The sequence below is a fragment of the Streptomyces sp. NPDC001339 genome (genome assembly GCF_042895955.1).
In the GTDB taxonomy this organism is placed as follows: Bacteria; Actinomycetota; Actinomycetes; order Streptomycetales; family Streptomycetaceae; genus Streptomyces.
On record NZ_JBIAWT010000006.1, the window covers coordinates 392,770 to 412,734 of the forward strand.

General features: G+C 71.2%; 18 protein-coding genes. 8 read left to right on the plus strand and 10 right to left on the minus strand.

Translation table 11 applies throughout. The features are described from left to right. Positions 1 to 170: 170 nt before the first annotated feature. Together ACFY12_RS19960 and ACFY12_RS19965 are read left to right on the plus strand one after the other, a co-directional pair. A complete protein-coding gene (locus tag ACFY12_RS19960; RefSeq protein ID WP_390717128.1) occupies positions 171 to 1,388 on the plus strand; it encodes a DUF6777 domain-containing protein in 1,218 nt (405 codons plus the stop codon). A gap of 173 nt (positions 1,389 to 1,561) precedes the next feature. Beyond that, entirely contained in the window at positions 1,562 to 2,740 is a 1,179-nt protein-coding gene (locus tag ACFY12_RS19965; protein WP_390717129.1) for an Ig-like domain-containing protein, read from the plus strand. Between the two features lie 334 nt (positions 2,741 to 3,074). Here ACFY12_RS19965 and ACFY12_RS19970 read toward each other — a convergent pair whose 3' ends face one another. Next, a complete protein-coding gene (locus ACFY12_RS19970) occupies positions 3,075 to 3,299 on the minus strand; it encodes a DUF397 domain-containing protein (protein WP_390717130.1) in 225 nt (74 codons plus the stop codon). A 196-nt stretch (positions 3,300 to 3,495) separates the two neighbouring features. Here ACFY12_RS19970 and ACFY12_RS19975 point away from each other — a divergent pair, with 196 nt between their 5' ends. Beyond that, the gene (locus ACFY12_RS19975; protein ID WP_390717131.1) at positions 3,496 to 3,735 is read left to right on the plus strand and encodes a hypothetical protein; all 240 of its coding nucleotides are present in this window, start codon (positions 3,496 to 3,498) and stop codon (positions 3,733 to 3,735) included. Between the two features lie 179 nt (positions 3,736 to 3,914). Here ACFY12_RS19975 and ACFY12_RS19980 read toward each other — a convergent pair whose 3' ends face one another. The 7 genes from ACFY12_RS19980 to ACFY12_RS20010 form a co-directional block, all read right to left on the minus strand. Further along, positions 3,915 to 5,972, minus strand: coding sequence for a phosphocholine-specific phospholipase C (locus ACFY12_RS19980; RefSeq protein WP_390717132.1), 2,058 nt, complete (start codon positions 5,970 to 5,972; stop codon positions 3,915 to 3,917). Positions 5,973 to 6,199: 227 nt separating this feature from the next. Next, positions 6,200 to 7,486, minus strand: a complete 1,287-nt coding sequence (locus ACFY12_RS19985; RefSeq protein WP_390717336.1) for an MFS transporter — start codon at positions 7,484 to 7,486, stop codon at positions 6,200 to 6,202. 5 nt (positions 7,487 to 7,491) lie between these two features. Next, positions 7,492 to 8,727 carry a PLP-dependent cysteine synthase family protein gene (locus ACFY12_RS19990; protein ID WP_390717133.1) on the minus strand — a complete coding sequence of 412 codons (1,236 nt, stop codon included), beginning with the start codon at positions 8,725 to 8,727 and terminating at the stop codon, positions 7,492 to 7,494. 81 nt (positions 8,728 to 8,808) lie between these two features. Then, positions 8,809 to 9,345: a hypothetical protein gene (locus ACFY12_RS19995; protein WP_390717134.1), complete on the minus strand. Its 537-nt coding sequence runs from the start codon at positions 9,343 to 9,345 to the stop codon at positions 8,809 to 8,811. Positions 9,346 to 9,472: 127 nt separating this feature from the next. Then, positions 9,473 to 9,964: a hypothetical protein gene (locus ACFY12_RS20000; protein WP_390717135.1), complete on the minus strand. Its 492-nt coding sequence runs from the start codon at positions 9,962 to 9,964 to the stop codon at positions 9,473 to 9,475. A 251-nt stretch (positions 9,965 to 10,215) separates the two neighbouring features. Beyond that, complete coding sequence (locus ACFY12_RS20005) at positions 10,216 to 10,761, minus strand: ATP-binding protein (RefSeq protein ID WP_390717136.1); 546 nt, start codon at positions 10,759 to 10,761, stop codon at positions 10,216 to 10,218. 215 nt (positions 10,762 to 10,976) lie between these two features. Then, positions 10,977 to 11,330: a hypothetical protein gene (locus ACFY12_RS20010; protein WP_390717137.1), complete on the minus strand. Its 354-nt coding sequence runs from the start codon at positions 11,328 to 11,330 to the stop codon at positions 10,977 to 10,979. A 371-nt stretch (positions 11,331 to 11,701) separates the two neighbouring features. Here ACFY12_RS20010 and ACFY12_RS20015 point away from each other — a divergent pair, with 371 nt between their 5' ends. Then, positions 11,702 to 12,523 (plus strand): lipase family protein, encoded by an 822-nt coding sequence (locus ACFY12_RS20015; protein WP_390717138.1) that lies wholly within the window; start codon positions 11,702 to 11,704, stop codon positions 12,521 to 12,523. 157 nt (positions 12,524 to 12,680) lie between these two features. Here the strand turns inward: ACFY12_RS20015 and ACFY12_RS20020 are convergent, their stop codons facing one another. Then, positions 12,681 to 13,361, minus strand: a complete 681-nt coding sequence (locus ACFY12_RS20020; protein ID WP_390717139.1) for an isochorismatase family protein — start codon at positions 13,359 to 13,361, stop codon at positions 12,681 to 12,683. A gap of 247 nt (positions 13,362 to 13,608) precedes the next feature. Between ACFY12_RS20020 and ACFY12_RS20025 the strand changes: the two genes are divergently transcribed. The 3 genes from ACFY12_RS20025 to ACFY12_RS20035 all read left to right on the plus strand — a co-directional run bounded on the left by ACFY12_RS20025 (position 13,609) and on the right by ACFY12_RS20035 (position 16,839). Next, entirely contained in the window at positions 13,609 to 14,823 is a 1,215-nt protein-coding gene (locus tag ACFY12_RS20025; protein WP_390717140.1) for a serine hydrolase domain-containing protein, read from the plus strand. A 407-nt stretch (positions 14,824 to 15,230) separates the two neighbouring features. Next, positions 15,231 to 15,473, plus strand: a complete 243-nt coding sequence (locus tag ACFY12_RS20030) for a hypothetical protein (protein ID WP_390717141.1) — start codon at positions 15,231 to 15,233, stop codon at positions 15,471 to 15,473. A 364-nt stretch (positions 15,474 to 15,837) separates the two neighbouring features. Continuing rightward, complete coding sequence (locus ACFY12_RS20035) at positions 15,838 to 16,839, plus strand: PP2C family protein-serine/threonine phosphatase (RefSeq protein WP_390717337.1); 1,002 nt, start codon at positions 15,838 to 15,840, stop codon at positions 16,837 to 16,839. Between the two features lie 366 nt (positions 16,840 to 17,205). Here ACFY12_RS20035 and ACFY12_RS20040 read toward each other — a convergent pair whose 3' ends face one another. Further along, positions 17,206 to 18,147, minus strand: a complete 942-nt coding sequence (locus ACFY12_RS20040; protein ID WP_390717142.1) for a YihY/virulence factor BrkB family protein — start codon at positions 18,145 to 18,147, stop codon at positions 17,206 to 17,208. Positions 18,148 to 18,165: 18 nt separating this feature from the next. Here ACFY12_RS20040 and ACFY12_RS20045 point away from each other — a divergent pair, with 18 nt between their 5' ends. After that, positions 18,166 to 19,809, plus strand: a complete 1,644-nt coding sequence (locus tag ACFY12_RS20045) for an acyl-CoA dehydrogenase family protein (protein ID WP_390717143.1) — start codon at positions 18,166 to 18,168, stop codon at positions 19,807 to 19,809. Positions 19,810 to 19,965: the final 156 nt, after the last annotated feature.

The following is a 19,965-nucleotide window of genomic DNA, read 5'->3' on the forward strand; positions in this document are numbered from 1 at the left end:
GCAGCACGGTCACGGAGGCCGGAGTGCCCGCGGGCACGTTCCACCGTAAGCACGGGGTGTGCCACTCCGCTTGCGGACAGTGCCCATCACGGGCACACAATGGCGTATCGCCTCACCACATACCGGCACTTTTCTCACCAGATGGCCCTTCAGCGCCGGAAGGGGGACCCGTGACAGCCACCCCGCCGCCGGACAGCCGCCCCACCGGGCCGCCCGCGGGCCCGCTCGCCGGCCCCCCGTCCGGCGCTCCGCCCACCCCTCCCCCGGGCGAGCCGACACGGACGGGCGCCCCGCCGGGACGGCGGCGGCCCACTCCTCCCGGGCCGCCCCGCCCGCCCGGCGGCCCCGGGGGCCGGGGCGGTGGCGGGGGCGGCGGCGAGGAGGGCGGCGAGCCCTGGTGGAGGTCCGCGCCCCGGATCGCGATCATCGCGGCCGCGGTGGTCGCGGCCGTGATCGTCACCCTCGTCCTCACCCGGCCGGAGGGCGCGGCCGCCGGCGAACTGTTCGCCGAACCGGCCGCGGCGACCGGCCCGCATCCGTTCACCACCTCCGCGGCGAACGGCACCACCCCGGTCCCGTCCGCCACCCCGAGGAAGTCCGGCAACGCGACCAGCGTCGTCCGGGGCTCGGCGGCCGGCCTCTACGGCGGCACCCAGAACGAGGCGAGCTGCGACACCGAGAAGCAGATCCGCTACCTCCGGAGCGCCCCGGCCAGGAACGAGGCCTTCGCCGGCGTCCTGGGCCTGAAGGCGGGAGAGGTCCCCGGCTACCTGCGGTCACTCACGTCCGTACAACTGGCCTATGACACCCGGGTCACCAACCACGGCTACAAGGACGGCAAGGCCTACTCCTTCCAGTCGGTACTCCAGGCCGGCACCGCGGTCATGGTCGACTCGTTCGGGCAGCCGAAGGTGCGCTGCATGTGCGGGAACCCGCTGACGGACCCTCAGGAGCTCAAGGAAGGCTGGCAGACCCGCGGCCAGAAGTGGCCCGGGTACCAGCCCGGCAACGCGGTCGTCGTGAAACGATCCAGCACCCCGGTCCGTGAATTCACCCTACGGAACCCCAGAACCGGCGAATGGTTCAAACGCCCCAAAGGCGACCACGGCCCCACCAGCGACCGGCCGACGGCCCCGCCGACCGACACCCCCAGCGGCCCCCCGTCATCCCAGCCCCCGCCCACCGGCACCTCGCCCGGAGAGAGCTCCACCGGCACCTCGCCCGGGCCGACGACCCCCGGTGCGCCCCCCACCGAATCCCCGCCGTCGGAGACCCCGGAAGTCCCCACCACCCCCGTCGGCCCGACCGACACCACCGGCGGGTACACCCCCGGCGGCGAGACCCCGCCCACCGAGGAGACCACCGAAACGCCGGCACCCCCGTCCTGACGCTCACCGCCTCCGATACCGAACTGTGTCCTTAATATCCCATGCACCGCACAACCATCAGCGCGGACAAACCCTCTGATTATGCGGCGGGGGCATGGGTGGCCTTCTGACGGTTACGGCCTCACCGGGCCTGGCCTCCGCCAATGCCAGTCGTTCTGCATTGGAGGGACCCCGTGCACGCCGCACCCCGTCGCCACACCACCCGGTTGATACCCGCCCTGATAGCGTCGGCCGGCCTGCTGACCGCGTGTGGAACGGGCGCCGATTCCTCGAAGGCGGAGGAACCGGCGACCAAGGTGACCGTCAACCCCGCCGCGGGTGGCAAGTCGGTCAAACTCGGCTCCCAGATATCCGTCCAGGCCTCCGGCGGCAAGCTCACCGCGGTCGACGTCAAGGACGACAAGGGCACCCAGGTCACCGGTCGGCTCGCCGGTGACGGCACCTCATGGAAGTCGGACGGCAAGCTCCTGCCGAAGACCACCTACACGGTGAAGACCACCGCGAAGTCGACTCAGGGCAAGGAATCCTCCGCCACCTCGAACTTCACCACCGAGCAGGCCGACAAGGTGAACAAGCTCACCAACACCCCCAGCGGCGGCCAGACCGTCGGCACCGGTATGCCGATATCGATCCGCTTCGACAACAAGATCGACAAGGACAAGCGCGCCGAGATCGAGAAGGCGCTGAAGGTCACCAGCGAGCCGAAGGTCGAGGGCGCCTGGGGCTGGGTCAAGGACTGGAGCGGCGACGACCGGATCGACTGGCGCCCCAAGGACCCCTGGCCGGCCGGCACCAAGGTCTCGGTGAAGGGCTCACTGGGCGGTATCAACTCCGGCACGGACAGCGGCTGGTTCGCCAAGAACTACGACTGGGACTTCAAGATCGGCGACGACCGCAAGGCCGTCATCGACGTCCCCTCGCACACCCTGACCATGTACGAGAACGACAAGAACGTCGGCAGCGTCACCGGCTCCGCGGGCTCGTCGACGGACCCCACGCGCGGCGGCATCCACACCGTACGCAGCAAGAACGCCGCCGAGACGATGGACTCCGCCACCATCGGCTACGGCGACCAGTGGAAGCTGGACTCGCAGTGGGTCACCCACCTCACCGCCTCCGGGACCTTCCTGCACTCCGCCCCGTGGAACAAGTCCCTCGGCGTGGAGAACAACAGCCACGGCTGCTTCGGCATGACCACCTCGGACGCGAAGAAGGTCTACGACTTCCTGACCATCGGCTCCAGGGTCGAGGTGAAGGGCACCTCCAGCACCGTCAAGACGGACGTCGGCAACGGCCTGGAGGTCTGGCAGGAGACCTGGCCGGAGTGGCAGAAGCGGTCTGCGCTGCGCTAGCTGCTTCCCACGTTTTCGGCTTTCCCGCCGTACCTCCGTTTCGCCGTTGCGCCTGCGGCGGGCGTGGGTTTGTCGGGTGCGGGTCCGCTCCTCCGGACTTCGTCCTGCGGAGCGGCCCCTCCCGGGAGTGGGAGGAAAAACGGTGGGTGGGGGCGTGCGTGAGTGGTCCCCTGCGGGCAGGTGATCGCTTACGTACACCCCCCCCCATCCGATCCGAAGCGCTGGCCCCGTGCCCGTCCTACTGCTGGGCGGGTGCGGGGCTTTGGGTATGTCCGGGCGTCAGAAGGCCCCGCCACCTGTTGCGAGGCAGCGGGGCCGGGGGTGTCGTGTGAGATCAGACGATGGTGGGGAGCACGCCGCCCTTGACGCTGGTCACGAACGAGGACCAGGACGATGCGGGGAAGGCCAGTGCGGGGCCGTGCGGGTCCTTACTGTCCCGGACGGGGACGACGCCGGAAGCTACGAACGCGGGGGCCCATTCGATGCAGTCTCCGCCGTTCCCCTGGCTGTAGCTGCTCTTGACCCACTCCACGGCGGAGAGATTGGGGGGCGTGCTCATGGGTGTACTCCTTCATAGCGTGACCGGCAACGGGCCGGAGAATCCGTGATCACGGAGGGACGCCACGTGATATGGAAGAGAACGGCCGCAGGTACCTGCGGTGCTGGACATGCGGTAGCCAGATGCCCATGTAGGGAGCCCGATGACGCTCTGTGTGTGCGAAGAACGAGAACGCCCGGTAGGACCGGACGGCCGCATGAACGCACTGTGCGAAGTGTGTGCAGCCCGACATGACCTCTACGAGGCGCAGTTCGAGCTGAAGTCCGTCATGGAAGTCGAGCGGGAGAACCCGTGCCCGACATGCCAAGGTCACGGATTCCTCTCCACGGAGCGCTACGACCTTGGCAGCACCCGCCCGTACATGTACGCCACGGCGGAATGCGACGCGTGCGGCGGCACGGGGGTGACCATCGGTGGTGAATCGTCGACCGGGTAGCTTTCCCGGCAACCAGTGCGTGCAGTGATCGACCGACGGCCCCGTCCGGGCTCGCTCCCGGGCGGGGCACTCTCAGGCCCGTCACGGAGAAGTACCCGTTACGGGCGTCGGGAAGCCGACAACGTGGGAAGCGAGCCCGGCGCAGCGGAGTGCGCGGCGGAGGCGGTGTGCGCGGGACCTCAGGAGGTGAGGATCGCCGGGTCGCTGACGCCCGGCGCTCCGGTCTCGACGTGGCCGGCGAACCGGCGCAGGAAGGTCCGGTCGGTGTCGGAGGTGACCGACAGGTCGTACCAGCGCTTGGTGGCCCGCAGGTCGATGGTGTGCTCGACGGTGGCGCCCGCCTTCACCTTGAACGTCTCGTCCGTGCCGCCGTACGCGTTCGTCACCGTGAGGTGGGCGTCACCGGAACCCGCGTTCGTCAGGGTGAGCTTGAGTTTGCCGCCGGCCTTGACGTGGCGTGCGGTGACCTCGGGGCCCGCGGTCCCGCCGGGGCCGCGGAAGACGCGCAGGAAGCCGTTCGGGCCGAACACCGACAGGTCGTGGCTGCCCTTCGAGTACGCCGAGTTCCAGGTGTCGGAGAGCTTCTTGCCCGCCTCGGCGGTGTACGTCCAGGGGCCGTCGGTGCGGTTGCCGGAGCGGACGTGGAAGCAGGCGCCCGCGTCGGGGCCGCCGCTGAAGGTGAGCGTGAACGTCCCTGCCTTCGGGTCGGCCTTGCCGTCCACCAGTGGCGCGTACGGCAGCGGACGGGTGGGCCGGGAGCCCTTCTCCTGCTTGGGCAGGGCCGGGTCGGCGGGCGCGTGCGGGACGTAGTCGGGGTGGCGCTCGTGGTCCGGCGGCTGATAGGCGTCGGTGGGCGGCAGGTGCGCGGGGGCGGTGTCCTTGCCGCGGAAGTCGAAGGCGGAGGTGAGGTCGCCCGCGACGGCGCGCCGCCAGGGCGAGATCTGGGGCTCCTCGACACCGAAACGCTCCTCCATGAACCGGATGATCGACGTGTGGTCGAACACCTCGGAGCAGACGTAGCCGCCGGTGCTCCACGGCGACACGACGATCATCGGGACGCGGACGCCCATGCCGTAGTGCCCGGCCGCGTACTGCAGGTTGCCCGGGAAGTGGTCGAGGGCCGTGTCGACGGTGGACCTGCCCTGCGCGGCGGAGGCCGGGACGTAGGGCGGCACGACGTGGTCGAAGTAGCCGTCGTTCTCGTCGTAGGTGAGGAACAGGGCCGTCCTGGCCCATACGTCCGGGTTGGCGGTGAGTGCGTCCAGGACCTGGGCGATGTACCAGGCACCGTAGTTGGTGGGCCAGTTGGGGTGCTCGGAGAAGGCCTCCGGGGCGGCGATCCAGGAGATCTGCGGCAGCTTGCCGGCCTTGACGTCGGCTTTGAGGGCGTCGAAGTAGCCGTCGCCCGCCTTGACGTTGGTACCGGTACGGGCCTTCTCGTGGAGCGGATCAGCGGACTTGGCGTTGCGGAAGTTGTGGAAGTAGAGCAGCGAGTTGTCGCCGTAGTTGCCGCGGTAGGGGTCGTCGCTCAGGCCCCAGTGGCCTGCCGCGTCCAGGCCGTCGCCGATGTCCTGGTAGACCTTCCAGGAGATCCCGGCCTTCTCCAGGCGCTCGGCGTACGTCGTCCAGCCGTAGCCCGCCTCCTGGTTGCCGAGGACCGGGCCGCCGCCCTTGCCGTCGTTGCCGACGTGACCCGTGAGCATGTAGTAGCGGTTGGGGTCGGTGGCTCCGAGGAAGGAGCAGTGGTAGGCATCGCAGAGGGTGAAGGCGTCGGCGAGCGCGTAATGGAAGGGGATGTCCTTCCGGGTCAGGTACGCCATGGTGCGCTCGGACTTGGCGGGTATCCAGTTGTCGTACCTGCCGTTGCTGAACGCGCTGTGCCCGCCCGCCCAGTCGTGGTCGAGGCCCGCGATGAACTGCATGCCGAGGTCCTCGGCGTCCGGCCGGAAGGGCAGGACCTCCTTGCCACCGCCCTGCTGGTGCCAGACGGACTTGCCGCTCGGCAGCGTGACGGGGCGCGGGTCGCCGAAGCCGCGTACGCCCTTCATCGTGCCGAAGTAGTGATCGAAGGAACGGTTCTCCTGCATGAGCACGACGATGTGCTCCACGTCCTTGATGGAGCCGGAGCGCCGCGCGGCGGGGATGGCCGCGGCCCGGGCGATGCTGCCGGACAGGGCCGAGACGCCGGCGGTGGCGCCGGCGATCTGGAGGAAACGCCGGCGATTCAGTTCAGGCATGGGTCCGTTACCTCTTCGGGTGGGGGGTTCGCAGTGCGTTCAGCAGAGTGTTCCAAGAGGAAGGAGCGTCAGGGAAGGCCAGGTGTCGGATGTGTGACGTGTCGCGGTACACGCGTCGAACTCGCTGGAGCCATGCGTCGAATTCGCCGGTGCCACGCGTCGAACTCGCCGGCGCCGGAAGGGCGGCCGCCCCGGTGGACGAGGCACCGGGGCGGCCGCCTCCGGGCTCAGCCCGTCACCGGCGCCGGCTCGCCGGCCCGGTTCAGCCGCCCGGTACGGTGCAGCCCGTACAGGGCCGCGCTGCAGGCCAGACCGAGGGCCGGCAGCGCGAGCCAGGGCAGGGCGGGCAGACCGGCCGCCCGGGAGGCGTCCAGGGCGCCGCCGGTCAGCAGGTTCCCGAGGGTGATTCCGACTCCGCAGATGGTGCTGTAGAGCCCGTAGTGGGTGGCGACCAGGCGGTCACCGGAGAGCCGGACGATGGTGTCCATCTCGCACGGGTAGGTGATCATCGTCCCGAGGGCGAGCAGCAGCGCACAGAGCGCGGGCGGGACGGCCGCCAGCGCCCAGCGCCCTGGACCCTCGGCCGGCACCGGCAGCACACTGGCCACGAGCAGCGGCAGGAAGGACAGACCCATGGTCAGCAGGCCCCAGGGGAGCGCCTGTCCGGCCGGCATCCGCTCCTTGCACCAGCGGGTCACCCGGGTCTGGCCCAGGATCGTGCTCAGCCCCGACACCGCGAACAGCACCGCCACCGCCGCCGTACCGGACGGCCCGTCGCCGCCGAGCCGCCGTACCTCCAGCGGCAGCGCCAGGTAGACCTGGAAGGACAGCACATACGAGCCGATCATGGCTCCGGAGAACAGCAGGAACGGCCGGTTGGCCAGCACCTGGCGCCACTGGGACAGCACACCGGCCGGCGGGCCGGCACCGTCCGCCCGCGCGGCCCCGCCCGCCTGGCCCGGCAGCGCGCGGATCTGCACGATGCTCAGCAGCGCGAAGATGCCCGCCGCGACCAGGCAGGTGACCCGGAAACCGACGCCGGTCAGCACCATCCCCACCAGCGGGCCGAGCAGGATGCCCGCTTGGTAGAACACATTGAACAGCGCGAACGCCTCCAGCCTGCGCTCCCCCGCGGCGGCGGCCAGATAGGCCCGGACCGCCGGGTTGAACAGCGCCCCGGCCAGCCCGGTGGCCGCGGACGCCGCCAGCAGCGCGGGCAGCGAGTCGACCAGCCCGAGCATGGCGAATCCGGCCGTACGCAGCACACAGCCGGCCACGATCAGCGGCTTGTAGCCGAACCGGTCGGCCAGTGTGCCGCCGACCAGGAACATCCCCTGCTGGCTGAAGTTGCGCACGCCCAGCACCAGTCCGACCAGCCAGCCGGCCAGCCCCAGCGTCCCGGACAGGTGGGCGGCCAGGTACGGCATCAGCATGTAGAAGCCCAGGTTGATGGTGAACTGATTGGCCATCAGCAGCTGGGCACTGCGCTCGTAGGAGCGCACCTGCGCGATCATGCCTGTCACCGGGCCACCTCCTGCGGGATATCGGCGGTGCCGTTGGCGGTGGTGTCGACGGTGCCGTTGGCGGTGGCGTCGGCCCGGACCGGCGCGCCGGGCCTTCCGGGGCGTCCCGGGCGTCCGGTCTCGGACGCGCCCGGAAGGCTCAGCGGATCGACCACGTCCGCGCACCGGGTCCAGGAGGTGACCTCCCGCTCCCCCAGGCGGCTCAGCGTCTGCGGGCCGTCCGCCGGCGGGGCGTCGAGCAGACCGTGTGCGGCGCAGTACTCGTCGTCGTACACCGTGCTCAGATAGCGCTGCGGTCCGTCCGGGAAGACGGCCGCGATACGGGTGCCGGCCGGCTCGTTACGGCTGAACCAGCCGGCCACCAGCGCCACCGCGCCGACGCTCCAGCCGCCGGTCGCGTAGTGCGAGGACGCCAGCCGGCGGCAGGTCCACACCGCTTCGCCCGGCGCGACCCAGTGCACCTCGCTGAACTGGTCGTAGGCGACGTTGCGCGGGTAGATGCTGGAGCCCAGCCCGCGCATCAGCCGGGGCCGGGCGGGCTGGCCGAAGATGGTCGAGCCGATGGTGTCGACGCCGACCAGCCGCAGCTCCGGGTAGAGCTGGCGGAGCACCCGGGACACACCGGCGGAGTGCCCGCCGGTGCCCACACTGCACACCAGGACGTCGATATGCCCCAGCTGGGCGGCGAGTTCCAGGGCGAGCGGCAGATAGGCGGTGGTGTTGTCGGGGTTGTTGTACTGGTCCGGGCACCACGACCCGGGGTGCGCGGCGAGCAGTTGGGCCACCCGGTCGCGGCGGGCCTGCTGCCAGCCGCCGTCCGGATGCGGTTCGGGCACCAGCTCGACCCGGGCGCCGTAGGCCGTCAGCAGCCGGGTCATCGAGGGCTCCAGACCGGGGTCGGTGACCAGGCTGACCGGATGGCGGTGGACCATGCCGGCGAGTGCCAGGCCGAGGCCGAGGGTGCCGCTGGTGGATTCGATGATCCGCGCGCCGGGGCGCAACTCGCCCCTGGTGCGGGCCCGTTCCACCATGTGGAGGCCGGGCCGGTCCTTGATGCCGCCCGGGTTGCGGCCTTCGAGCTTCGCCCAGAAGCCGCGCCCGGACGGGGTGAGCGGTTCGGAGATGTGCAGTACCGGGGTGTTGCCGACCAGGCCGGGGATACCGGTGGCCGGGGCGCCGGTGGAAACGGCCGGAGCGGTGGGAACAGCGTGAACGGCGGGAACGGCGTGCATGACTCGCTCTCTTCGTGGGGGATGGAGGGTGTCGGACGCTCATCTCGGCCCGGCCGGGTGGCCGGGCACGGCCGCGAACTCCTATATCCGGCACCGGCACAGAGCGGCGAGGACGGACCGGCCGCTACCCGCCCGGCCACGGCGTGCGCCGGTGCTCCGGCCGCCGGGCCATGGCACCGGCACGCCGAGCAGCGCCCCTCCGAGCAGTTCGGCCCCGGCCCCCTGCGGATCCGCGGGAGAGCGGCCCTGCGGAAGGCCGCCGGGCACCCCCCGTACACACGTGGTGGCGTCGTGCCCCGGGCTCGGTTCCCCGGAGGCGGCGGCCATGGGGACGGGCACGGGCCGGTCCGAGGGGGCCGACGGGACCGGTTGGGCCGACGAGAGCGGTGGGGTCGACGGGACCGACGATGCGGCGGATGGCGTGGCGGCCGAGGGCAGAGCGGTGGTGGGGGTGTGCCCGGCGGCACCGCCGTAGCACGGGAAGAGCGCCGGCAGCAGGCCGAGGCAGAGGAAGAAGCGGAAGAGGAGCGGTAGCGGCAGGAGGAGGGGGCTGGAGGCACGGCGCACCGGACGAGGGGTGGGGCGCCGTGGAACGCGGTGGGGGATGCGGGACAGCACGGGTCGGTCCTCCGCGGACGGCCGCCACGTCGCCGAAGAGGCATACGCACGCGAGGCGGCAGGAGAGCAGGAGAGGAGGAGAGGAGGCGGCAGAAGACAGCAGGCGTGTTCCGGAATTGGCCGGAATCTAGACCTGCTGGACGACCGAACCCGTAGCGCCGCTCATCGGCGGCAGGGCGGCGCCGGCGTGCGCGGACGGCCCGAGCCGATCCCGCGTCGGCGCGCCCCAGGAGAAGCCCGTCAGGGGGTGGGCGCACGGCAGCGAGACCGCCGCGCCCTTTTGGGGGTGGCCCGACACACACAGCTCGTGGGAGTGCTCACCCAGGTGACCCGGGTGGCCGGGAGCCTCCGAGCGTTCGCCGGCACGGGGCGCGAGCCGGGCATCGGGGTCCGTATCCGAGTCCACGGCGGTGACCGGGCCGGATGCCGCCGCCGTCGGCAGAGCCGCCGACGAGGCCATGGCCGGCAGGGCGCTCAGCAAGTGGTCCTCGGCGTTCTCCGCCCGGGCACCGTGTGCGACCAGCACACCGATCACGAGGGCGACCAGCCACAGCAGGCGGAACGGAACCGCTGAACCGCGGTCCCGCATCCCTGCGTTGGCCGACCGAGCCGTTGCCATACCGGAATCGTAACCGCGGCAGGTGACCACGGCCGGTATCGGGATGCCCGGCAAGGCGCATATCAGCCGGTTGCGGCAAGGCGCATATCAGCCGGTTGCGGCAAGGCGCGTATCAGCCGGTTGTGCGGCGCGCAAGGGGCCGTGGCGCCGCCGGCCCCTTCGCGGAAGTCCCACCCCGCCCCCGACTTCCCGCACAGACCCCGGGCACCAGGCCCCAGGCCCCAGGCCCCAGGCCCCTCACCGACGGTGCGTCAGACGAGCGACATCTCCTGGGAGGCGGCCGGGCCGGTTCCAGCGGTCACCCCGGACATGGGCCCGGCCGGCGGCTCGACCGGTACGGCCGGCGGCAGCGTCGGCTGCCCCTTCGCGTCGCGCACGCTGCGCGGCGGGATGCGGGTGGTCAGCGGGGTCTTGCGAGTCGCCTCGACGCGCCGGGTGAACCAGATGACCTTGCCGTCCGGGGTGCCGCAGGTGCCCCAACTGTCGCTCAGCGCGGCCACCCTGGACAGTCCGCCACCGGCGGCGCTCACCAGCTTCGGCAGCCGTGGCCCCTCGTCGGCGACAGAAGCCGTGAGGTGGCGCCCGGACCAGCGGAGTTCGACGACACAGTAGGCTTCGGGACCGATATGGCGATGGACGTTGGTCAGGAGTTCCGCCACTCCCCGGCATACCGGCCCGATATGGAGCTCAAGGTTCCAGTACCGCAGGTGGGCCGCGAGGATCCGCCGGATCTGCGGTACGCGCTCCGCCGTGGCATGCAGTTCGACCGTGTAGTGCCGGCCGCTGGGAAGTGTCATGTCGTGGCTCCTCACCGCGAGGCTCACGCCCTTCACCTCGTTGGACCAACGAACCCCGATACGAAGAGTGAGCATCTGTCACGTATAGGTCATATGTCATGGTGACCCCGCGGCGAGGGGCCCGCAACAGATCGTGGGCCACTGGAGTCCATGGAGCTCGTGGGCCACTGGAGTCCATGGAGTCCTCCCATGCGCCCGAGGCCGGCAACGCGCCCTCAGCGGCGGGATTCCAGGCGCAGTTCGACCTCCTTCTCCTGGTCGCCGGCGGCCATGCCCAGGATATGGACGGTGAACGCCGGCGCCAGGGCCTTGCACAGCTGGTCGACCGCCCAGTAGCCGCCCTGCAGACCGACCGTGACGGGGGCGGTCAGCCGCCGGGGTTCGGCAGCGGCCTTGAGCTCGCTCACGTCGAACGTCGTGGTCCAGACGGTCGATCCGTGCCCCGTCACCTCCACGGGCACATCGTCGGCGGCCCTGTCGGAGCTGAACGAGGTGCGCAGCGCACTGAAGACGGCGTGCGCGTCCTGCGTCGCACAGCTCTCCAGCTCCACCACCACCTCGGCCGACACGTGTTCCGTGCGCGATGCATGTCCCGCGCCTGCTGCCTGATCCGTGCGTGATGCCTGATCCGCGCTGTTCACTGTGGAGCCTTCCTCCGCGCGCCGCCCTCCGGGGGCCGAACGCTTCCAGGCTCACCCGGCGGCTCAGCGTGTGCGACCCGAGGCTCGAACGAGTGGTTTAAACGGGCGCACAGCCGCGGCGCGACACGACAGAGTTACGCTCAGTAGCCAGAGCGAGCACTCTGTAATCGCCCGCGATCACCCATGCCGCAGGCACCGTGATCACGGACGGTCGCATACACCTCGCCCGCCCGTCGCACTCATCGTCATCGCATTCATCGAATTCATCTCATTCATCGCCTCAATATCAGGAGCCCACGTTGACCAGCGTCACCGTCGATCAGAAGGTCACCGGCTACAACGTCCGCCATGCGCTGTGCCTGGCGCGCGCCTCCGAGCTCGCCTACGAGAAGAACGAGGAGACCATCGAAGCCACCGCTCGTAAGTGGGGCTTCGGCCGGGTGCGCCACCACCACACCACGTTTCAGCCTCCGTTCCCGCTGGAGGACACCCAGGCGTACACCCTGGGCGGCGACGGCATGATCATCACTGCTTTCCGGGGGACGGAACCGACGAACCTGCGCGACTGGCTGACCGATGCCACCACCCCGCCCTGGCCCGGTCCGGCCGGGAAGGGGTTCATCCATTACGGATTCGGTGAGGCGCTGGATTCCATCTGGCCGCAGGTCCGCGCCGCCGTCGACGAGTTCCGTGACAACGGCCAGACCGTATGGTTCACCGGCCACAGCCTCGGCGGGGCGCTGGCCATGCTGGCCGGTGCCCGGCTCCACTTCGAAGAGCCGTATGTGACGGCCGACGGCATCTACACCTTCGGCCAGCCTCGCACCTGCGACCGGCTGCTGACGAAGGAGTTCAACGCCGCATTCGGTGACCGCATGTACCGCTTCGTCAACAACAACGACATCGTTCCCCAGCTTCCCCCGGAGCCGCCGTTCCAGCATGTCTCCGCCCTGCGCTATATCGACTCCAAGGGCGCCATTCACCACACCATGCCGGTGATCGCCGGCCTGCTCGACCGCGCCAAGGGCCTCACCGCCGACGTACTGGCACCGGCCTCCGACGGCATCCGTGACCACTTCATGCACGCCTACGTCAACGCCATGGAGAAGAACCAGAAGTGACCACGGCCGGAGCCGGGTGGGCCGACCGTGGCGGCACGGCGGCCGGCCCCCCGGTCCGCCCGCGGACGGCCCCTCCGGGGGACTCCACACTCCTCAGGGCGTGGCTCCCCTCCGCGTGATCCCCTCAGCGGTTTCCATGGCAGGTCCCTCGGCGGATTCACCGGCCGGGGCGGGCGTCCGGGCGGGAAGTGGCGCGGGTGAAGGTGACATCGGCAGCACGGGCGATGATCTCGACCTCGTCGCCCAGCGCCCATTCGGCGGCGCGGGAAGACATGGCGGCCGGGACGACGTCACTGATGCCGGGGGCCGCGGGGATGTCGTACGTGGCGTGTGCGTCGTGCGGCAGGACGACGCGGAGGCCGCGGGCGAGCGCCGTACGGGCGGTCGCGGCCACGCACATCTCGGAGAGCACCCCGCAGACGGCCAGGGCCTCGACGCCGGCCTCGGCGAGCAGGGCACCCAGCGGCGTGCCGTCGAAACCGTCGTCCACCGTCTTGTGCACCACCACCTCGCGGGGCCCGGGCTCGACGGGCAGATGGAGTTCCCAGCCGGGCGTGTGGGGCTCGTCGACGGTTCCGGGGGCGCCGTCGTTCTGCAGATGGACGACGAGTGCGCCGGCGGCGCGTGCCCGGGCAAGCAGCTCACGGCCCCGGCCGAGCACCCGCGCGGCGTCCGGCACCGCCTCGTCCCCCGCGACGAAGGCCTGCTGTAAGTCGACGAGGAGAAGGGCTTCGACGGCGGCCACCGTCTCGGCCCCGCCCCCGGCCGCGGAATCGGCACCGGGATCGATACCCGTACCAGCGTGGGTATCGGCACCGGTCACAGTCGTTGCGTTCATGGCGTCCATGATGCAAGGAGCGTTGAACCGCCGATCGTTGGGGCCATCACCGCGCGGTACGTCAGGCCGTCCTCGGCATGCCGGGGTGTGGCGGACCGGCGCGCCGCGGCCCTGTTCCGACACGTGCCGCTGAGCCGTCCGGGCCCATGCCGTTGCCATGGGCATCGATCCGGCCGGATCATCTGGTCCGGAGCGCGCACATACCGACGTTTGGGATGAGCACAGGGACGACGCGAGGAGAACCATCGTGGGACCAGCCACCGTCAACGGCCACTGCGCACCGGGCTTCACCGGCGTACGGGAGGCGTTCGAGCGGAACTTCCGCGAGCACGGCGACATCGGCGCGGCGGTCGCGGTCACCGTGGACGGGGAGACGGTGGTCGACCTCTGGGGCGGCCACACGGACGCGGGCCGGGCGCGTGCCTGGGAGCGTGACACCCTCGTCAATGTCTACTCGACGTCCAAGGGCATGACCGCACTCTGCGCGCATCTGCTCGTGGACCGGGGCGAGTTGGACCTCGACGCGCCGGTCGCGCGCTACTGGCCGGAGTTCGCACAGGCCGGCAAGCGGGACTTACCGGTGCGCTGGCTGCTCAGCCACCGCGCCGGCCTGATCGCCCCCCGTGAGCCGCTGCGCGTCGGGCAGGCCTACGACTGGGACGGGGTGTGCGCCGTCCTGGCGGCCACCGAACCGTGGTGGGAACCGGGCACCGCGCAGGGCTATCACGCGGTGACCTTCGGCTACCTCGTCGGCGAGGTCGTCCGGCGGATCACCGGACAGTCCCTGGGCGCCTTCCTCCGCAGTGAGATCACCGAGCCGCTGGGTGCCCGGGTGTTCATCGGCACCCCCGCCGAGGAGCACGCCTCCTGTGCCGACATGGTGGGGCAGCTGGACGAGGCCTGGCTCGCCGAACAGTTCCCGGGCGCGCCGAAGCCGCCGTTCCGGTCGCTGGCCGACCATCCACTGGCGACCGTGATGCTGGCGCTGACGTCCATCCCCATCGGCGATGTCAACAGCGCCGCCTATCGCTCGGCCGAGATCCCGGCGGGCAACGCACACGCCTCCGCTCACGGCCTGGCGACGGTCTACGGGGCGCTGGTGACCGGCAGGCTCATCGGGCGCGCCACGCTGGAGTCGATGCGCCGGTCGCAGAGCCGGCCCGGCGAGCGGGATCTGACCATCGACCCGCTCGCCCCGGACGGCTACGCGCACCGGTGGGGCCTGGGCTACATGCTCAACCACCAGGGCCTGGTCGGCCCCAATCCGCGGGCCTTCGGGCACGGCGGCGCGGGCGGCTCGTACGCCTTCGCGGACCCGGAGAACCGGCTGTCCTACGCGTACGCCATGAACAAGTACGGCGGTGGCACCTCCGGCGAGGATCCACGCAACGGCAACCTCGTCACGGCGGTGTACGAGTCGCTGGCGCAGAGAACGGCGTCATCGGGTGGGGCGGTCCCGTAGGGGTCGGTCGAACAGATCCCCTAAGGGTCGCGAGGCCCCCCTGCGGGGCCACAACGGGGTGGGGGCGGGTGGTATTCCCGGGCCCCGGCCCCGGCCCGTGAGCGAGGGAACGGGCCCGTGAGCCAGGGGGTGACCGGGCCCGTGAGCCAGGAGACAACTGAGCCGTGAGCCAGAGAACGACCGGGCCCGTGAGCCAGCGGACGACTGGCCAGGTTGGTCGGGGGTCACGGTTCGTTGAGGATCACGGTTGGGATCACGCCTGGTCGGGGGCTTGCGCGGGCCGGGGGATCTGCTCCGGCGGACTTCGTTGTGCGGCGCGATAATGGGAGGTGCGGTATGCATCCGGCCCCCGGCGAGCAGGACGGGACCGGAGAGAGGGCGTGGTGACCATGGAACGGGACACCGAGATGGTTCACGAAGCGTACGCGTTCGTCTGCCTGCACTGCGGACACGGATGGGAAGAGGAGTACGAGATCCGGCACACCACGGATCTGGCCGGCCACCGCCGCGCCGACTACTTCACCCACGGCCTGCGGGTCCCCTCCCCCCTGACCCTCAGCGACTGCCCGTCCTGCAACCGCGGCCCCATCCGGATCCTGCACCCCGGCCGGGTGAAAGCGGCCCGTACCTGGCCGGACTACCTGGGCTGACCTGGCCTCACGTCCTGGTCGCACCACCCGGCCGGACGCCCTGGCCGGACATCCCGCTGCCCCCGACGGCAAGGCCGGGGCAGCGCTGCCGTACGCCCGTCACCGGTCGGCGGTTCTGTGACCGCTCGATCACCATCGCCACTGCGATTCCGTAACAAGCACGGGCACAGCATCTCGATCCGGCATATGTTGCATATGCTCAGGTCAGGTGCCAGAAAGCCGTTTTCGGACACTCCGACGGCCGACGGCCCTTTCCCGATGTCCCTGACCACTTCACACCACACCGCCGGAGAACACCTTGACCGTGGCGAACGGGGAGCGGTTCACCGGCTCCCGTGTGCTGCCCGTGCTCCCCTACGCGGTGATGGCCGTGGTCAGCGTCGTCGACCTCACCGCGGGCCCCGGGGTGGGCTTTCTGCCCCTGGTGTCCCTGGGGCCCGCGTTCGCCGGTCTGGTCGGCGGCTGGCGGCGTACCGCGCTGGTCGGGCTGGCGGCATGCGTCCTCTGCGTGGTCCTGGGTCTCTACAGCGGCCTGTTCGAGAGCCGGCGCGGCCTGACCGCGCTGCTGTCGGTGGCCGGGGTGACCGCGGCCGGTGTGGTCGCCTCGGTGATGCGCCAGCGCCGCGAGGCGGAACTGGCCAGCGTCCGCTCGATCGCCGAGGTCGCGCAGCGCGTACTGCTGCGCCCCGTGCCGCGCGGCGCCGGACCGCTGCGGATCGCGGTCTCGTACACCTCGGCGGTGGCCGAGGCCCGGATAGGCGGCGATCTGTACGAGGTGGTGACGTCACCCGCCGGCGTACGGATCATCGTCGGCGACGTCCAGGGCAAGGGGTTGGAGGCCGTGGAGAGCGCGGCCGTGGTACTGGGGGCCTTCCGGGAGGCCGCACACGACGAACCGGACCTGTCGGCCGTCGGGCAGCGCGTCGAACGGGCCCTGAACCGCCATCTGTCCGGCGAACGCTTCGTCACCGCGATCCTCGCCGAGATCGGCGACGGCCCCGACGCCACGCTCCTGAACTTCGGCCACCCGGCGCCCCTGGTCGTCCGCCCCGACGGCGCGGTCGCATACGCCGCGCCCCCCGAGCGTGCCCTGCCACTCGGCCTCACCCTCCACGGCTCGGACGCCCCGCTCCCCCACACGGTGCCGTTCGCTCCGGGCGACCAACTGCTCTTCTACACCGACGGCGTTACCGAGGCCCGCGATGCGGCGGGCCGCTTCTACCCGCTCGACGAGTGCGCCGCCCTCCTCAAAGAGCCCGACCCGGAAACCGCGCTGCGCTCGGTCCGTGAGGACGTGGTCGGCCATGCCGAGGGGCCGTTGCATGATGATGCGGCGATGCTGCTGGTGCGTTTCCGCTGCGCTTAGCTAATCGCTGCGCTTGGCTTGCCTCCCACGTTTTTGGCTTTCCCGCCGTGGCGCCTGGCGGCGGGCCGTTGCCGCTGCGCGGGGCTGTACGTCACGGGTGCGCCCCTCCGAACTTCGTTCTGCGGTGCGCCCCCTCCCGTGGGTGGGTGGAAAGAGACCGGTGGGGGTGTACGTAAGCGATCGTCTGCTGGCAGTGGACCGCTTGCGTACACCCCCACTCACCGTTTTTCCTCCCACTCCCGGGAGGGGCCGCTCCGCAGGACGAAGTCCGGAGGAGCGGACCCGCGCCCGACACACCCACGCCCGCCGCAGGCGCAACGGCGAAACGGAAGGTACGGCGCCGCAGACGACAACGTGGGAAGAGGCTCAGGCGCCAGCCGACCTCGCTGCGGCCGTGGCCACCGAAGGCCACACCCGGTCAACCGCCGCGTTCATCGCGGCGCCGACCAGGACGGCGAATGCGGACACGCCGATCCACAGGAGTACGGCGACGGGGGCGGCCAACGAGCCGTAGATCGTGGGGCCCTCGACCGTCGAGGAGAGGTAGAGCCGCAGCAGGAAGCTGCCGAGGACCCAGATGCCCAGGGCGACCACCGCGCCGGGGATGTCCTCGCGCCAGGGCGTCCGGACGGGGACGGAGAGGTGGTAGAGGGTGGTGAGGAAGGCGATGGAGACCAGGAGGACGACCGGCCAGTACAGGGCGCGGATGATGTCCTCGCCGGCCGGCAGCCAGTCCACGAGGGTGTCCGGGCCGACGACCATCAGCGGCAGCGCGACGGCGCCGACGACCAGGCCGCAGAGGTAGAGCAGGAAGGAGAGCAGGCGGGTCTTGACGATGCCTCGGTGCCCGTCGAGGCCGTACATGATGGTGATGGTGTCGACGAAGACGTTCAGCGCGCGGGAGCCGGACCACAGGGCGAGGGCGAAGCCGAGGGAGATGACGTCGGGGCGCCGGCCGGTGAAGACGTCGTTCAGCAGGGGGCGGGCGATCTGGTCGACCCCTTTGTCGGAGAGCACGGTGCCGGCGACGCCGAGGATGTGCTGCCGGACGTGGTCGAGGGTCTCGTGGCCGATCCATGCCTGGGTGTAGCTGAGGACGCCGAGGAGTCCGAGGATCAGTGGCGGCAGGGAGAGCAGGCACCAGAAGGCGGCCTCGGCGGCCAGCCCGGTGACCCGGTAGGTCATACAGGAGTGGACGGTGTCCTTGAGCAACAGCCAGGCCAGGCGGCGCTTGGAGACGTTGCGGTAGAGGGCGCGGGCCTTGGTCAGGCGGCCCGCCCGCTCGGTTGGTTCGTTTGCCGGCTGCACCTCCTTACCGTATCTGGCATGGCAGCAACCACTCATACGGTGACGAATCAGCCCCCGCCCCTGGTCGGATACGACGTCTTCGCGAGCGACCGGGCACTGACGGAGGGCGTGGCCCGGTATGTCGCCGGCGCGCGGCTCGAGGAGGTGCGGGAGGAGTTGGGGGTCCTGGGACGGGCGGCCGGTTCGGCGCACGCCCAGCGGTGGGGTGCACAGGCGAATGACCATCCGCCGGTGCTGCGCACCCATGACCGCTACGGCCACCGCATCGACGAGGTGGAGTTCCACCCGGCCTGGCACCGGCTGCTCGGCCACGCCGTCGCGGCGGGCCTGACCGATGCCTGGGCACGGCCGGACGGCCATCTCCGCCGGACCGCCGGCTTCCTGGTGTGGACGCAGGCCGAGGCCGGGCACGGCTGTCCGCTGTCGATGACCCACGCGGCGGTGCCCGCTTTGCGCGCCGAGCCGGACCTGGCGGCCGAGTGGGAGCCACTGCTGACCTCGCGGATCTACGACCGGGAGCTGCGGCCTGCCGCCGAGAAGGGGGGCGCGCTGGCGGGCATGGCCATGACGGAGAAGCAGGGCGGCAGCGACGTACGCGCCCTCACGACCCGGGCCGAGCCGCTGGCCGCGTCCGGCGAGTACGTACTGACCGGGCACAAGTGGTTCTGTTCGGCGCCGATGTCGGACGCCTTCCTGGTGCTGGCGCAGGCGCCGGGCGGGCTCACGTGCTTTCTGCTGCCGCGGGTGCTGCCGGACGGCAGCCGTAACGCGTTCCGGATCCAGCGGCTCAAGGACAAGCTCGGCGACCGCTCGAACGCCTCCGCGGAGGTGGAGTTCGACGGGCGGACCTGGGTGCGCCGGGTCGGCGAGGAGGGGCGCGGGGTGGCCACGATCATCGAGATGGTGGCGGCGACCCGGGCGGACTGCGTCAGCGCCTCGGCCGCGGTGATGCGGCAGGCGGTGGCACAGGCGCTGCACCACACCGCGTACCGGGAGGCGTTCGGCGGCCGGCTGATCGACAAGCCGCTGATGCGCAACGTCCTGGCCGATCTGGCGCTGGAGTCGGAGGCGGCGACCACGCTCGCGCTGCGGCTGGCGGCGGCGTACGACGGCGGTACCGAGCAGGACCGGCACTTTCTGCGGCTGGCGGTGCCGGCGGCGAAGTACTGGGTGACCAAACGGTGTACGCCGGTGGTGACCGAGGCGCTCGAGTGCCTGGGCGGAAACGGTTATGCCGAGGAGTCGGGGATGCCTCGGCTGCTGCGTGCGGCGCCGCTCAACTCGATCTGGGAGGGGGCCGGGAACGTCCAGGCACTGGATGTGCTGCGGGCCCTGCGGCGGGAGCCGGAGGCGCTGAACGCCTTCCTGACCGAGATCGGTACGGCGCGCGGCGCGGACCACCGCCTGGACCGGGCGATCAGGGGGATGCTCACCGAACTCGCCGATCTGGAGGGCATCGAGGCGCGGGCCCGCCGCCTGGTGGAGCGGATGGCGCTGGTGCTCCAGGGTTCGCTGCTGGTGCGTCATGCCCCGCCCGAGGTCGCGGACGCGTTCTGCGCCTCCCGGCTGGGCGGCGATGCGGGGGCGGCGTTCGGGACGCTGCCGCACACGCTGGACCTGGCGGCGGTCGTGGCGCGGGCGCGGCCGGTGGTGGACCTCTGAGGACGGCCGTGCCCGGGTGCGCCACGGGATATCGGCGCGGCGGCGGTTCCGCGTCGCTCCGGGCCCCGGGGCCTTGGAGAGCGACGGGGAGTGGGGGGTGCCGCCGCCGCGCCGGTCGGGGAGCGGTGCCGCGCCGACTCGGCACCGTTCCCGGTC